This window comes from Spirosoma aureum (genome assembly GCF_011604685.1).
Taxonomy (GTDB): Bacteria; Bacteroidota; Bacteroidia; order Cytophagales; family Spirosomataceae; genus Spirosoma; species Spirosoma aureum.
The window spans coordinates 2,733,681-2,747,421 of sequence record NZ_CP050063.1; the positions used below are offsets into that span (position 1 = coordinate 2,733,681).

Here is a 13,741-nt window from a genome sequence, read left to right on the forward strand (position 1 = left end):
GATGAAGTTGGATGGATTCTGCAAAACGAAATCATCAAGGAGGCTTTAGCAAAAAACAGGGCCGCCCTTTAGGTTTGCAGCGTGGTAAAATTCCAAGATCTGGCTAGTTTGCCGAAAGTAAACAAGGTTGGCTTCCCTACAGGGCTGCAGAGGTTTCGCTCTATGCTCAGATTCAGCTCCTACTTTGTCTTTTTTACCTAAGCCTCAACGGGGTGGCCCGAGCCATGGAAATTCGGGCGTGATGGCCCATTAGTAAGGGTTTGAGTATTCAGGCGAAGATCTCCTATTTTAAACTGCCACTTTCAACGCTGTTATCACGCATGGACATTCGCTATTACATCGGTATCGATATTTCTAAAGCTACGCTCGACTGGGCCGTCTTTGTTGGAAAAGCAATAGTACTGCAAACGCAAACTGAGAATTCTGAAACAGGTATCAAAATCGCACTTAAAGCTATTGCTAATCTACCTGGTTTCAGTAAGTCAGAAATAGTTTGCTGTCTTGAACATACCGCAACGGCGAACCGTGGGAATATATAACGCCCACTCTACGGCTACCGAATTACTGGTGGCAACCGATGAATTTATTGCGATCCATAATCCAAAAAAGCTAGCCTGCCACGCTGGGGTGGCTCCTTTTGAATACCGCTCAGGTAGTAGTGTACGGGGTCGCACTAGTACTCTTCCAATTTAATGGTTAGATAAAAATAGCTACCTTTCCGACATGGGCCAAATCGCTAAACCGTTTGTGCTGTCGGAAGCCGATCTCACAACGCTTGACCAACTCGTTCGTAAAGGGAAAGACGCTGCCCGTAAGTTGACCCGAGCCAGAGCCTTGCAGTTTTCCCATCAGGGGCAACACCCACTACAGATTAGCCAATCGTTGGGTATCAGTCTGGCCACGGTCTTCAACTTGCGTAAACGCTTTCAGCAAGAGGGTTTGCAAAGAGCCATTGGTGAGAAAGCCCGACCCGGCCAACCCCGCAAAGTGACCCCCCAAGTGGAGGCTCATATCACTCAAATCGCCTGTAGTGAGGCTCCTGATGGGCGTACTCGCTGGACAGCAAGTCTGATTAATGAACGCTTAGTCAAACTCGAGATCCACATTGATGACGAGTCGGTACGTTTAGCCCTAAAAAAAGTAAGCTCAAGCCATGGCTCAAAAAGCAATGCCGGGCCGCCGGGCGGTGCATCGGGCAAGTAGATGGTGAATACTTGGCCAAAATGGAGAACGTTTTGGCCGTTTATAACCAGCTAACTCCACCAGGCCGAGCGCGGTTATGCTTTGATGAACGACCGTGTCAATTATTGGATGAGGTGATAGCAGCCCGACCCATTCAGCCGGGAAAATCCGCTAAAGAGGATAATGAGTATGTCAGAAAAGGAACGTGTGTGGTATTATTAGCTTATGATACGGACACAGGTCAACGCTACACTCAAGTGCGCAAGCAGCGCACAAAGGCCGATTATGCAGAGTTCATGCATCAGATAGTGACAACTTACTATGCTGATGTTGAATACATTGATTTGGTGCAGGACAATTTGAATACCCATAAATATGGTTCCTTTTATGAGCATTTACCGCTAGCCCAAGCCCGATTATTGAGTCGCAAATTGGTGTTTCATTATACCCCTAAGCATGGCTCTTGGCTGAACGCAGCGGAGATCGAATTTTCGGCATTGGCCCGCCAGTGCTTGAATCGGCGCATTGGCAGTCTGGAGGAATTGGAGCGGCAGGTCAGCTTTTGGGTCAGTGAGCGCAATCAACGTGCCGTTAAGGTGCATTGGAGTTTTACCCCAGCTACGGCTGAGGATAAACTCAATCGGTGGTATGAGCAAGTCAATCCAGCTAATAAGGTAGATTGATGTAAGGATTAAATTGGATGAGTACTAGGGTGAGCCAGCATGCTCGAAAAGGCAGCGCGGGCTGCCCCGTTGAAATCCTTATTTCACTTAGCCGCCATGTCGGCCATACAAGTGAAACCGGGCCGCCGGGGCGGGGGAGATACAAGATTATTATCAACGAAAACTAGTCGAGGGCAAGAATAAAATGCTGGTGCTCAACGCCGTTCGCAACAAGCTTATCCATCGAGTTTGTTTAGTAGTACAGCGTCAACAGAAATATAATAAAAATTATGTGCCAACGCTTGCTTAAACCATGGAAATCTGAGCGGTGGTAAGGCCCACCGAGCGTCGAGGGGTAGTCAGGTGGGTCTCAGCCGCAATGCACTGGCAGAACCAGCGGTCATTAAGGAGAAAGATAAAGCGATGAGTCTTCGAATCGAGCAGTTGGCTCGGCGGCATAAGCACTGGGGTGTGCTCAAGATTTATCGTCGGTTGCGCAAGCAGGGCGAGTTAGTTAACCATAAACGCGTCAGGCGGTTGTACGGAAAGCTAGGGTTAAATTTACGGCGACGAACTAAGAAACGACTACCTGATGCTGTATGTAAACCGCTGCCCAAAGCAACGGCTTGCAATCAATGCTGGTCACTGGATTTTACATCGGATACCTTAACCGGTGGGCGTAAGTTTCGTACCGCCCGCCCGCCGGCCCGGCCTGAATATAGTAGACGACTACAATGGCACCGGCCTTTAGGTTTGTGGAGTGGTAAGATTCTAAGATTTGGTAGCTTTCCCAAAGAAATACAGAGCGGGCTTCCCTTTGGCAAACCTGAACGGTTACGGAGTGATAATGGGCCTGAATTTATCCGTCAGGTATTGCGGGACTGGTGTAAAGATGAGGCAATTGAGTTGTGTTGGATCGAACCAGGCAAGCCCACTCAAAACGCGTATATTGAGCGCTTTAAGGGGACCTTTCGCCGGGAAGTACTAGACGCTCACATATTTATAAGTATCCGACAAGTACGCCAAACGGTAGATGTGATATGGTCCTAAATATCCGGACACGAAACTTAGTTAACTTCGTGTACCATGAACCAATCTCAACAACCCAAACGAAAGTATACCGCCGAGTTTAAGGCTGATGTATTGCGGCTAGTTGCCAATGGTGAACCCATCATGGCCGTAGCCCGTAAGCTGGGTATTAGCGATAGCCTGATTCACGCCTGGCGGAAGATCAATGACAATCGGTCCGCCGAAGCGGGGGAAAAGAAAACGGATCAAAGTCTTCAACAAGAAGTCGATAGCCTACGTAAACAACTGCGGCAAAGCGAGATGGAGCGCGAGATATTAAAAAAAGACGTACCGGTTTATTCAGTTTGAAGAAACCAATTTCCCAGTACGACTACTCTGTAAAGTGCTGAATGTCAGCAAGAGTGCATAGTACACATATCGTAATGGAACAACGTTCACTCCGTCAGATAACGATCTAGCCATGACCACAGCAATCGACAAGATTTTCTGCGGGGCCGTCCATGCGGGAAAACTCCCGACGCTATGGTAGCCCTCGCGTGCTGGAAGCGCTAAAAGAACAGGGCGTAAAGGCTGGTCGACATCTGGTACGTCGTTTGATGCAAGAGCAGGACTGGCAGGCCATTCAACCCCGTAGTTTCGTGCCCAAAACGACTAATTCCAGGCATGGTTTAATCGCTTGCCCCAACCGCTTAATCGAGTTTGGCAAACCTACTTCCCCTAATCAGGCGTGGGTCGGCGATATTAGTGCGCCATGAGGACGCAGTTTTTATTGAAGACTGCATTGGCTGATTTTTGACCGGCAGTTGTAATACTGTCCTCCTCAACTAGGGAAGTTGGGGTGAAGGGGGCTGCAAAGCTCGCTGGGTGCTGCCAAGCGGGTGTCATAAGCAGAGCAGCCTGAACTGTACTGGAGACAGGCCATTTCCTGTCGGCCGGGCTACCACCGAATCGATGATGAGAGAACAAAGCATGCGTTGGAAGCCTCTGTACTTAGTGACCAACCCTCGTTTTCAGAACTGGCTGAGAGGGAATCTGTGGGCTGATTGGTTTGGCCTTGATATTGCCAAGCTGGGGATGAGTTAAGAACGTGTTGGGAATTGAGAAAGGCTGGTAGTCGAGTCAACTTTGTATCGAGCAAGAAATAAATGTATGACCTCTCAGTGGCAACCACTGACCGACTACCAGTGGGCGACACTATCGCCTTTTTTTGATGGCTCCGGCCTTTAGGTTTGTAGTGTGGTAAGAAACCAAGATTTTGGTAGCTTACCAGGAAGAGATACAGAGCGGGCTTCCCTATGGCATACCGGCCAGGTTAACGACCAATGCGGGGCGGCCCGTGCCGGTGGATTCAGGACCCGCTCTGTTACTACTTGCCAAGGTTCGCATAGAAATGAGGGCATTAGGGCCCAGTAGCAAGCGGGGCGCCCCGCGGCGTATCGAACAACAGGGCAAGGGCAATCATCTTCAATCCTAAATTACTATTTAGCATGGACATTCAATACTTCATTGGTGTTGACATCGCCAAAGGCACCTTAGATTGGTCGGACGGCCGATGCCGCCGTCTTTAACGGAAAAACCATTGTATTGCAGACCCATTCCGTTAATTCAGTAGCAGGTATCAAAACTGTGCTTCGATTGGTGAAAGCTTTACCCGGCTGGAACGCCAGACAGGCGATCTTCTGTATGGAACATACGGGAATTTACAATGCGCATCTGTTGGATTTTTTGTATCGACTTCAATTACCTATTTGCCGGGCCGCCGGGCGGTTAGAAGGCAGTTTGCAGATCAAAAGAGCGGGTGGCCTACAGCGTGGCAAAACTGACACAATTGATGCACAACGTATTGCTGACCGGGTCGCCGGTGCGATATGCCTTCCGGTTTCGTGACCGAATGCGGTTATGGCAACCTCCTCGTCCTGTTATTCAACAATTAGCCTTCCTCAGTGCTGCTCGTCAGCGATTGATTCAGGTTTACAACCAATTAGCTAATCCTTTAACGGAACAACAGAGCTTTATCAATTCTACTTTACAAAAGCAGATTCTTAAAAACTGTAAAGCATCTTTAGTGGCTTTAGAAAAGGACCGCAAGGCCATCGACAAAGCGATTGACAAGCTCATTGAGGAAGATAGCCATCTCAAAGAACTTTTTGGTCTAATCATTTCAGTGCCAGGCATCGGTATAGCCACAGCCACAGAAGTCGTCATCGCCACTAATGAACTAAAGACAATCACCGACCCTAAACAGATGGCCTGTCATGCTGGGGTTGCTCCCTTTGAGTATAGGTCAGGCACCAGTGTTAGAAGTCGACCTGGCGTTAGTCAGCACGCCCGCAAACGGCTCAAGAGCTTGTTTCACTTAGGAGCTATTTCTGCCATCCGAGTCAAAGGAGAACTGCGAGACTATTACCAACGAAAAGTTGGTGAGGGAAAAAGTAAGATGTCGGTGATCAATGCGGTTCGTAACAAATTGATTCATCGAGTGTATGCAGTGGTTAGACGAGGAGAAAAATATGACAAATTTTATCCCCTTTCCCTTGCATAGACCATAGAAATCCACCCGGCTCCAGCGCAAGCGCAACCATGATCTTGGGCAAATGGTAGATGCGATTTTATGGCTGCTACGCACAGGATGTCAGTGGCGCAATCTTCCCCCTGACTGGCCCCATTGGCAGGCCGTTTACTATTACTTCGAGCAGTGGAAAGCCAAGGGCACCTTTGTGCAAATGAATGCTGCCTTAAATCAACTGGATCGACTCAACGCCAATCGCGAAGCCTGCCCCTTGGCACTATGTATTGATTCCCAATCAATTAAGCTAGGGCCACGGATTGACAGCTACCGGGGTACTGACCCACACAAACGTGTCAACGGGTGTCAACAGGCGTCAACGGACCTTCGTCGTTGATACTCAGGGCCGACTCTGGCTTGCGGAGGTAAATGCGGCCAATCAAGCCGATGGTCCGCTCGCTAAACAGCTTATTGTGTCGATACTTTGGCGAGCAGACGAACGGCTGGAAAAGATTTTTGGCGACCAAGCCTACAATGGGGTCTTTGCGAGTGAACTGGCCAACTGGAGTATCGATGTTGAAAAAGCCTCCCGACCTGAATCAGCGCGTGGTTTTGTGCCGGTGGCAAAACGATGGGTAGTGGAGCGCAGCCTTGCCTGGACGAATCATTTCCGGCGGATCGTTAAGGATTACGAGCATACCATCTCTTCGTCGGTCAGTTGGCTATATTTGGCCAACAGCCAGATCATGTTACAACGTATTGAAGGGCATTGCCAAACTTAATTCCCCAACACGTTCTTAGTTAAAGAACCCATTGGTGCCGTTATTATCTTACAGTTCTTAATTTAAGGAGGATATCTTCATTCCTAATTGCCAAAAATGTATTGCAATTAAAATAAAAAACCACTTAGTTGAAAAGCTAAGTGGTTGATTATCAGGTGGGCCAGGCAGGGCTCGAACCTGCGACTTACTGATTATGAGTCAGGCACTCTAACCGACTGAGTTACAAGCCCGTTGCTGATTGATTGCTCAGATTCAGCGGTGCAAATTTACGATTTTTTCGACAGAATTGCAGTATGTTGCTAATTATGGTTAAAAAATCCTGTCAATCCTGTTCGCTCATCTGCCTATCTTTGCTGAATGTCAGCGCATAACAAGAAGAAAATTCTCAATGATCCGGTTTATGGATTCATTAGCATCCCAACCGACTTGTTGTTCGATTTGGTAGAGCATCCGTTTTTCCAGCGATTGCGCCGGATTAAACAGTTAGGATTGTCGGAATATGTGTATCCGGGGGCGCTGCATACACGTTTTCACCACGCTCTGGGCGCCATGCACTTAATGGGCCAGGCTACCCAAACACTCAGAGGAAAAGGTCATTACTTGTCCGACGATGAATGTGAGGCCGCACAGATCGCTATTCTGCTTCACGATATTGGTCATGGGCCGTTTTCACATGTGCTGGAATGTTGTCTGCTCGACGACGTACACCATGAGAAAATTTCGCTGCTGCTCATGCATGAACTGAATCGGCAGTTTAATGGCCGATTGACAATGGCCATCAGCATGTTTGAAGGAACGTACGAGCGCCCATTTTTCCACCAACTGATTTCAAGTCAGCTCGATATGGACCGTATGGACTACCTCAACCGCGACGGTTATTATACGGGTGTAGCCGAAGGAGCCATTGGAGCCGAGCGGATTATAAAGATGCTCGATCTGGTTGATGATCAACTGGTCGTAGAGGCTAAGGGGATTTTGAGCGTCGAAAATTTTCTGAACGCCCGACGGTTGATGTACTGGCAGGTTTATCTGCACAAAACGTCCATTTGCTGCGAATCAATGCTGATTCAGATTCTGCGTCGGGCCCGGTTTCTTATCCGGCAGGGCGAACATGTTTTTGCGCCCCAGGCGTTTATGTTGTTCCTACGCGAAAGCGTTTCGCTTGATGCTTTTCTGGCAAGACCGGCTTATATAGAAGCCTTCACCCAACTAGATGATTACGATGTCTGGGGATGCGTTAAACAATGGGCCTTGCACAACGATTCAGTGTTGTCGGCACTTTGCCAGATGCTGCTCGATCGGCGCCTGTTCAAAATTATGCTCTCAACCGAACCGTTTGCGGGCGAACTGCTCAATGAACTCGAAGAGCAGTTGCGTCAATTGGGTTTGCCAGACGAAGAGCTATCGTATTTTCTGGTTGAGGGCCAGGCAACCAATGCGGCTTATCTGCCCTCCGGCGACCGGATTAACATAAAGCTTAAATCCGGAAAGGTAATTGATATTGCCGATGCGTCTGATCTGTCAAATATTCGGGTGTTAACCAATATTGTACGCCGATACTATGTTTGCTGGGCGAAAGAACTGAAAATAGATAACTGGGTAGGTAAATGAGCTGATAACCGGGGAGTTTACGACCGTTCATGCTATCGTCAATTTGCCGAATCCACCAATTACCCAACCACACAACACTATTTCCGGGGATTTTATCCGAAAAGTGCAATTTGTTACCTACCTTAGCGCCCAAAATAGTCGGCATAAGCGACTGTTTTGCGATGGTCGTCATACGCATATGGAGTTTACAGTCAAGCAGATTGCCACGTTACTGGGAGGTGAGGTAGCCGGGAATGATACACTGGCCATTACTAAATTAGCTAAAATAGAGGAAGGCCGACCCGGCGATATTTCGTTTTTGTCGAACCTCAAATACGAACCGCATCTCTACACAACGCAGGCATCGGCGGTGATTGTTGATCGTTCGTTTCAGCCTCGGAAACCCGTTGAGGCAGCGCTTATCTTTGTCGAAAATTCGTACTCGGCCTTCACGCGTCTCCTTGAAGAGTATCACCAGCGAATGAGCTTTGCGCGCGTTGGCGTAGAGCAGCCCGCATTTGCCGGTGATGGGGCTCAGTTTGGTGAACAGGTTTACCGGGGAGCGTTTTCTTACGTTGGGCGAAACTGCCGCATTGGACACAACGTTAAGATTTATCCCCATGCTTATATCGGCGATAATGTCCGCATTGGCGATAACACAATTATTCATACTGGCGCTCGCATACTGGACAATTGCATTATCGGGCAGTATTGCGTTATTCATCCAAACGCAGTAATCGGTAGTGAAGGATTTGGCTTTGCTCCCCAGCCCGATGGTACGTATAAGACTATCCCGCAACTTGGCAATGTCATTCTGGAGGACTTTGTCAATGTGGGTTCCAATACCACAATAGACTGTGCCACAATGGGGTCGACCATTATCCGACAAGGGGTTAAACTAGATAACCTGATCCAGATTGGCCACAATGTTGAAATTGGTAAAAACACGGTAATAGCCGCGCAAACTGGCATTTCTGGCTCGACGAAAATCGGCGAAAATTGTACAATTGCCGGTCAGGTGGGCTTTGCCGGTCACCTCACTATTGCCAATGGTACTAAAGTGGGTGCACAGTCGGGCGTCGGTAAAAATGTGTATGAAGAAGGGACAGCCCTCAACAGTTCTCCCGCTTTTGGACTAAAAGAAAGCATGCGTTCACTGGCCGTTTTCAGGCGATTACCAGACCTGGAACGACGACTGACTGATTTGGAAAAGAAAACAGAAAAATAGTTTACACCGGGCCGCCGGTGCGGTTTGGAGTTTTCAGGGTTCAGTAAAACGCTCCGGTCTGCCGGGGCAGTCAGTCAACTGAAAACTGAGAACTGAAAGCTGAGAACTGGATAAGAATGAATACCAAACAACAGACGATTCAAAAAGCCGTTTCGGTATCAGGTGTAGGCTTGCATACGGGCGTTTCGGCTACGATGACATTCCTTCCCGCACCGACTAATCACGGCTATAAATTTCAACGCATTGACTTGCCTGGGCAGCCTATCGTAGATGCCGATGTCGATAATGTAGTCGACCTGTCACGTGGCACGACCATTGAACAGAGTGGAGCGCGGATTCATACAGTCGAACATACACTGGCTGCATTGGTCGGTTTACAGCTAGACAATGTGCTGATTCAACTGGATGGGCCAGAGCCACCAATTATGGATGGTTCGTCGATTCAATTTATCAATGCACTTCAGGAGGCTGGAATCGAAGAACAGAACGCAACGCGTAACTACTTCGAAGTCAATGAGTACGTTCATTATAAGAACTCAGAAAAAGATATTGAACTGGCTGCGCTTCCGCTCAATGATTACCGACTGACGGTGATGGTTGATTATAATTCGCGGGTGATCAGTAGCCAGCATGCTTACCTGAACGACATTGGCCAGTTTCCCGAACAGATTGCCAGCTCCCGAACATTTGTGTTTCTGCACGAACTGGAAGCCTTATACAAACAGAATCTGATCAAAGGGGGCGACCTGACCAATGCCATTGTTATTGTAGATCGCGATGTTGAAGATGGCGAACTGGACTACCTGGCCGATCTGCTTCACAAACCTAAGGTTAGCGTGAATCGACGGGAGGGTATTCTGAATAACACGCAGTTACATTACCCGAACGAAATGGCTCGCCACAAACTGCTGGATGTGGTTGGCGATCTGGCTCTGATTGGTCGGCCTATCAAAGCGCAGATTCTGGCGGCTCGCCCTGGGCACGCGGCTAATGTCGCTTTTGCCAAAAAAATCAAGAAACTCATCCAGAAAAACGCTGCTAATCAAGTACCCCATTACGATCCCAAGCAGCCACCTGTTCTGGACATCAATCGTATATCGCAGTTATTGCCGCACCGGTACCCATTCCAGATGATCGATAAGATTATTGCGCTGGATGAAAACAGCGTAGTTGGTATCAAGAACGTGACAATGAATGAGCCATTCTTCCCTGGTCATTTTCCGGGCAACCCGGTAATGCCGGGTGTAATGCAACTCGAATCAATGGCGCAAACGGGGGGTATTCTGGTTCTTAGCACAGTGCCTGATCCTGAAAACTACTGGCCTTACCTGATCGGGATAGAGAATTGCCGTTTCCGTCGCAACGTTTTGCCAGGGGATACCGTAATCTTTAGATGTGAATTTACGTCACCAATGAAGCGGGGAATCGTAAAAATGCAAGGACGTGGTTATGTGAACACCAATCTCGTTTGCGAAGCCGATATGATTGCCAGTCTTGTCAAAAAGAAATAGTTTTCAGTTTTCAGTTTTCGATTTACAGGTAGCCGACGGCGCTGCTAGTTCTCAGGCAACTGTAAATTGACAATTGAAAGCTATTTGAACTGAAAATATGATTCAACCATTAGCCTATATTCACCCTGAAGCGAAGATTGCGCAGAACGTGGTGATTGAGCCGTTTGCCATCATTCACAAAGACGTTGAAATTGCCGAAGGAACGTGGATTGGTTCGCACGCCGTTATTAACGAGGGTGCACGTATTGGCCGTAACTGTAAGATTTATCCGGGTGCTGTTATTTCATCAACACCCCAGGATTTAAAATTCAATAACGAATACACCCGGACATTCATCGGTGATAATACGACCATTCGGGAGTATGCCACCATCAGCCGGGGTACCGAAGAGCACTGGAAAACCGAAATCGGTGCCAATTGTCTCGTCATGGCTTATGCACACGTAGCGCACGATTGCCGTATCGGAAATCATTGCCTGATTATTAACAACGTACAGATGGCCGGCCATGTCCATATGGGCGACTGGGCCATTATTGGCGGGTCAAGCTCGGTGCATCAGTGGGTTAAGATCGGCGCTCATGCCATGATTTCGGGCGGGTCGCTGGTTCGAAAAGATGTTCCCCCTTTCACAAAGGCAGCTCGTGAACCACTCTCTTATACAGGAATCAATTCGATTGGGCTCCGTCGTCGTGGTTTCGATAACGACAAGATTAATCAGATTCAGGAAATTTACCGCTATATCTATCTGCGTGGGCTGAATAATGCTGAGGCTTTAACGCAGATTGAGCTGGAGTTACCGCCATCCGACGAGCGCGATGAAATTGTGAATTTTATCCGCAGTTCGGAACGAGGTATTATGAAAGGCCCCTCAACAAACGGAGATCGGGAGTAGAGTTAATGGCTAGTATAAATGGATACGGTAAAATGACAAGGTGAGAAACGTCATTTTACCGTATCCATTTATACTAGCCATTTATACAAAATTCGTTTATGGTAATCAGAGCTGAGCAGTTAGGGAAAAAATACCGGAAAGAGTGGATCTTTCGCCGGGTTGACCTAACCCTCACTGCCGGAACAAGTTACACATTCGTCGGCCCAAATGGCAGTGGAAAGTCAACGTTGTTACAACTGCTTGCAGGCAACTTGCCTGCTACGGAGGGTAAATTGATATATAGCCGGCAGGATAAGGTAATTGACCCCGATGATTGGTTCAGGCAGGTGAGCATTGCGGCTCCTTATCTCGAACTGGTTGAAGAGCTTTCTCTTGATGAGTTATTGACATTTCACCAGACGTTCAAGCCTTTTAAAGCCGGACTTACGCCCGAGCTGGTTGCCGAACGATTAATGCTGACTCATGCCCGTCATAAAGAGATCAAGTATTTTTCATCGGGTATGAAACAGCGCGTTAAACTCGGTCTGGCTTTTTTCTCTGAATCCCCGGTCGTTATTCTCGATGAACCAACGTCCAATCTGGATCGACAGGGCGCGGCCTGGTATAAAGAGCAGGTATTACAACTTACTGGACCAGCCAATCATTCTCCCCAACTTCTGCTTATTGGCTCCAATCAACCAGATGAATATGATTTCTGTCCGAATATTCTGGATGTCATGCAGTGGAAATGAGTTGGCCTGATCCACTACCATCCTGTCAAAAATTGCAGTAACCAGTCTGGCTTTAAGAAAAGCACAATGATTGGCACGACCAGCCCCACCGCCAGCCAGACCGCCGGTTTCACTACCTTTCTAGTTGATGGTTGCTCCGATGAAGCGAGAGCTGGTCGGAAGAAGAGCAGAAAGGGAATTTTTAAGTAATAAACCAGCGAAATCAACGCATTTAGCAAGCCCAGCACGAAAAGTGCCAATAGCCAGTTATCGCTGGTATGCTGGTAGGCATCGAAAAGTGCCGAGAATGCCAGGAGTTTAGCTGTAAAACCAACGGTTGGCGGCAATCCTGTTAGCGCAAGCATAACGACCGTCAGAGCAACCGACAGGAGCGGAAATTTCGGGCCGAGACCAGCGAACTGGCTAATCGTTAGGTCTGTACCATTGGCACGAGCCAGCAAATCGATAAGAAAGAAAGCCGCCAGCGAAATGAACAGATACGTTCCGGCATAAAACAGGACGGCCTCAAATCCTGCTTCCGTTAAGGCCACAACACCTACTAGCAGGAAACCAGCATGGGCAATCGTGGAATAGGCGAGTAGTCGCTTGGCATCTGTCTGGCGAAGGGCCGATAGATTTCCGATCAGAATACCGGCCAGCGCCAGCACAGCCAGTGGGGTTTGCAGGGAAATTGTCGTAGTCCCGGTTAATGTTTGCGCTATCGATGAGCCGACGGGAAGGGCCGTTACGATCCGCATCAGAACCAATACAGCGGCTACTTTGGGGGCAACGGAGAAAAACGCGGCTACAGGAACAGGAGCGGCCTCATAAGCGTCGGGTGTCCATACGTGAAACGGAACACCGGCTAATTTAAACAGTAAGCCAGCCAGGGTGAGTAAGATGGCAACGGTAGCAACGGCCGCATCCTGACTGGCGAGTTCGATACCGAACGTTTCGGCCGTAAGATCGAGGGTTCCTGTCATACCATACAGCAACGACATCCCATAGAGCATGACGGCTGAGCTAACAGACCCGAATAGCAAGTATTTAATGCCACCCTCCGACGCTTTCCGGTCGGCAGTGAAGGCCGTAAGCAGGTACGAGCAGATGGAAACCAGTTCGATACTCAGATAAATACTGAGCAGGTTCACCGATACAGTCATTAGAAACAGCCCCAATGTCATGGCCACCAGAATCGAATACCATTCGAAAGGCAGGAAACCTTCTTTCTGCTGATGAACTTGAGAGGGAGGGGTGGTCAATAATTCATACAACAGGACAAATACACCTGCTAAAGCAATGACCACCTGGAAGTAAATAGCCTGGTTATCGACAAACAGCAGATGCATAAACAAAAAACCTCGTGTGGGCGATAGCACCGTCCATACGCCAGCGAGTAGGATCGAGGAAATGCTTAGGCCAGCCAGCCAATACCGCGTTTTAAACCGCGACGTTGACCGTATCAGAATAAGTTCAGTGATTAATAGTCCGCAAAAAGCCGCCGACAACCAGGCCATAGGCCCGAAGCCGCCAAGACTTGTCAGAATGTCGTTAAGCTGGTCGGTGAGAGACAAAATAACTAAAGTTGTTGATCGATAGGCGTCAGTTGTCAGCAGGGTTTTCTCGCCTGAAACGCCTGATGCCTATCG

17 protein-coding genes and 1 tRNA gene are annotated in these 13,741 nt (G+C 48.4%); 16 read left to right on the forward strand and 2 right to left on the reverse strand.

What is annotated here, in order from left to right; genetic code table 11:
• Positions 1-320: 320 nt before the first annotated feature.
• From G8759_RS10755 to G8759_RS10795, 11 genes are all read left to right on the forward strand, one after another.
• Positions 321-539 carry an IS110 family transposase gene (locus tag G8759_RS10755; RefSeq protein WP_167207798.1) on the forward strand — a complete coding sequence of 73 codons (219 nt, stop codon included), beginning with the start codon at positions 321-323 and terminating at the stop codon, positions 537-539.
• Positions 540-567: 28 nt separating this feature from the next.
• Positions 568-693: a transposase gene (locus G8759_RS36350; protein ID WP_394353321.1), complete on the forward strand. Its 126-nt coding sequence runs from the start codon at positions 568-570 to the stop codon at positions 691-693.
• Positions 694-723: 30 nt separating this feature from the next.
• Positions 724-1,203: a helix-turn-helix domain-containing protein gene (locus G8759_RS10765; protein ID WP_167207802.1), complete on the forward strand. Its 480-nt coding sequence runs from the start codon at positions 724-726 to the stop codon at positions 1,201-1,203.
• A gap of 20 nt (positions 1,204-1,223) precedes the next feature.
• A complete protein-coding gene (locus tag G8759_RS10770) occupies positions 1,224-1,865 on the forward strand; it encodes an IS630 family transposase (protein WP_232073998.1) in 642 nt (213 codons plus the stop codon).
• Between the two features lie 342 nt (positions 1,866-2,207).
• Entirely contained in the window at positions 2,208-2,894 is a 687-nt protein-coding gene (locus tag G8759_RS10775; protein WP_167207804.1) for an integrase core domain-containing protein, read from the forward strand.
• Between the two features lie 36 nt (positions 2,895-2,930).
• The gene (locus G8759_RS10780; protein ID WP_167207806.1) at positions 2,931-3,221 is read left to right on the forward strand and encodes a transposase; all 291 of its coding nucleotides are present in this window, start codon (positions 2,931-2,933) and stop codon (positions 3,219-3,221) included.
• Between the two features lie 152 nt (positions 3,222-3,373).
• The gene (locus tag G8759_RS10785; RefSeq protein WP_167207808.1) at positions 3,374-3,628 is read left to right on the forward strand and encodes an IS3 family transposase; all 255 of its coding nucleotides are present in this window, start codon (positions 3,374-3,376) and stop codon (positions 3,626-3,628) included.
• Positions 3,629-4,511: 883 nt separating this feature from the next.
• The gene (locus tag G8759_RS35830; RefSeq protein WP_232074204.1) at positions 4,512-4,760 is read left to right on the forward strand and encodes a hypothetical protein; all 249 of its coding nucleotides are present in this window, start codon (positions 4,512-4,514) and stop codon (positions 4,758-4,760) included.
• A 4-nt stretch (positions 4,761-4,764) separates the two neighbouring features.
• Positions 4,765-5,415, forward strand: a complete 651-nt coding sequence (locus G8759_RS35835; RefSeq protein WP_232074205.1) for a transposase — start codon at positions 4,765-4,767, stop codon at positions 5,413-5,415.
• 52 nt (positions 5,416-5,467) lie between these two features.
• On the forward strand, positions 5,468-5,776 hold the full coding sequence (locus G8759_RS35840) for a transposase (protein ID WP_232074206.1): 309 nt from the start codon (positions 5,468-5,470) through the stop codon (positions 5,774-5,776).
• On the forward strand, positions 5,700-6,161 hold the full coding sequence (locus G8759_RS10795; RefSeq protein WP_232074207.1) for a transposase: 462 nt from the start codon (positions 5,700-5,702) through the stop codon (positions 6,159-6,161). Before G8759_RS35840 ends, G8759_RS10795 begins: the two co-directional genes overlap by 77 nt.
• A gap of 156 nt (positions 6,162-6,317) precedes the next feature.
• On the opposite strand, the gene G8759_RS10800 is transcribed toward G8759_RS10795, so the two are convergent.
• Positions 6,318-6,391, reverse strand: a tRNA-Ile gene (locus G8759_RS10800).
• A 127-nt stretch (positions 6,392-6,518) separates the two neighbouring features.
• On the opposite strand from G8759_RS10800, the gene G8759_RS10805 reads away from it, so the two are divergent.
• The 5 genes from G8759_RS10805 to G8759_RS10825 all read left to right on the forward strand — a co-directional run bounded on the left by G8759_RS10805 (position 6,519) and on the right by G8759_RS10825 (position 12,113).
• The gene (locus G8759_RS10805) at positions 6,519-7,772 is read left to right on the forward strand and encodes an HD domain-containing protein (RefSeq protein WP_167207810.1); all 1,254 of its coding nucleotides are present in this window, start codon (positions 6,519-6,521) and stop codon (positions 7,770-7,772) included.
• A 178-nt stretch (positions 7,773-7,950) separates the two neighbouring features.
• Entirely contained in the window at positions 7,951-8,979 is a 1,029-nt protein-coding gene (lpxD, locus tag G8759_RS10810; protein ID WP_167207813.1) for a UDP-3-O-(3-hydroxymyristoyl)glucosamine N-acyltransferase, read from the forward strand.
• Positions 8,980-9,095: 116 nt separating this feature from the next.
• Positions 9,096-10,490, forward strand: coding sequence for a bifunctional UDP-3-O-[3-hydroxymyristoyl] N-acetylglucosamine deacetylase/3-hydroxyacyl-ACP dehydratase (locus G8759_RS10815; RefSeq protein WP_167207815.1), 1,395 nt, complete (start codon positions 9,096-9,098; stop codon positions 10,488-10,490).
• A gap of 97 nt (positions 10,491-10,587) precedes the next feature.
• A complete protein-coding gene (gene lpxA, locus G8759_RS10820) occupies positions 10,588-11,382 on the forward strand; it encodes an acyl-ACP--UDP-N-acetylglucosamine O-acyltransferase (protein WP_162386509.1) in 795 nt (264 codons plus the stop codon).
• A gap of 98 nt (positions 11,383-11,480) precedes the next feature.
• Complete coding sequence (locus G8759_RS10825; protein WP_167207817.1) at positions 11,481-12,113, forward strand: ABC transporter ATP-binding protein; 633 nt, start codon at positions 11,481-11,483, stop codon at positions 12,111-12,113.
• Between the two features lie 14 nt (positions 12,114-12,127).
• On the opposite strand, the gene G8759_RS10830 is transcribed toward G8759_RS10825, so the two are convergent.
• Positions 12,128-13,666: an NADH-quinone oxidoreductase subunit N gene (locus G8759_RS10830; protein ID WP_167207819.1), complete on the reverse strand. Its 1,539-nt coding sequence runs from the start codon at positions 13,664-13,666 to the stop codon at positions 12,128-12,130.
• Between the last annotated feature and the right edge of the window lie 75 nt (positions 13,667-13,741).

Coding starts and splice junctions, on each gene's coding strand:
- G8759_RS10755 (WP_167207798.1), top strand. CDS start 321: ATGGACATTCGCTATTACATCGGTATCGATATTTCTAAAGCTACGCTC.
- G8759_RS10765 (WP_167207802.1), top strand. CDS start 724: ATGGGCCAAATCGCTAAACCGTTTGTGCTGTCGGAAGCCGATCTCACA.
- G8759_RS10770 (WP_232073998.1), top strand. CDS start 1,224: ATGGAGAACGTTTTGGCCGTTTATAACCAGCTAACTCCACCAGGCCGA.
- G8759_RS10780 (WP_167207806.1), top strand. CDS start 2,931: ATGAACCAATCTCAACAACCCAAACGAAAGTATACCGCCGAGTTTAAG.
- G8759_RS10785 (WP_167207808.1), top strand. CDS start 3,374: ATGCGGGAAAACTCCCGACGCTATGGTAGCCCTCGCGTGCTGGAAGCG.
- G8759_RS35835 (WP_232074205.1), top strand. CDS start 4,765: ATGCGGTTATGGCAACCTCCTCGTCCTGTTATTCAACAATTAGCCTTC.
- G8759_RS35840 (WP_232074206.1), top strand. CDS start 5,468: ATGGTAGATGCGATTTTATGGCTGCTACGCACAGGATGTCAGTGGCGC.
- G8759_RS10805 (WP_167207810.1), top strand. CDS start 6,519: ATGTCAGCGCATAACAAGAAGAAAATTCTCAATGATCCGGTTTATGGA.
- lpxD (WP_167207813.1), top strand. CDS start 7,951: ATGGAGTTTACAGTCAAGCAGATTGCCACGTTACTGGGAGGTGAGGTA.
- G8759_RS10815 (WP_167207815.1), top strand. CDS start 9,096: ATGAATACCAAACAACAGACGATTCAAAAAGCCGTTTCGGTATCAGGT.
- lpxA (WP_162386509.1), top strand. CDS start 10,588: ATGATTCAACCATTAGCCTATATTCACCCTGAAGCGAAGATTGCGCAG.
- G8759_RS10825 (WP_167207817.1), top strand. CDS start 11,481: ATGGTAATCAGAGCTGAGCAGTTAGGGAAAAAATACCGGAAAGAGTGG.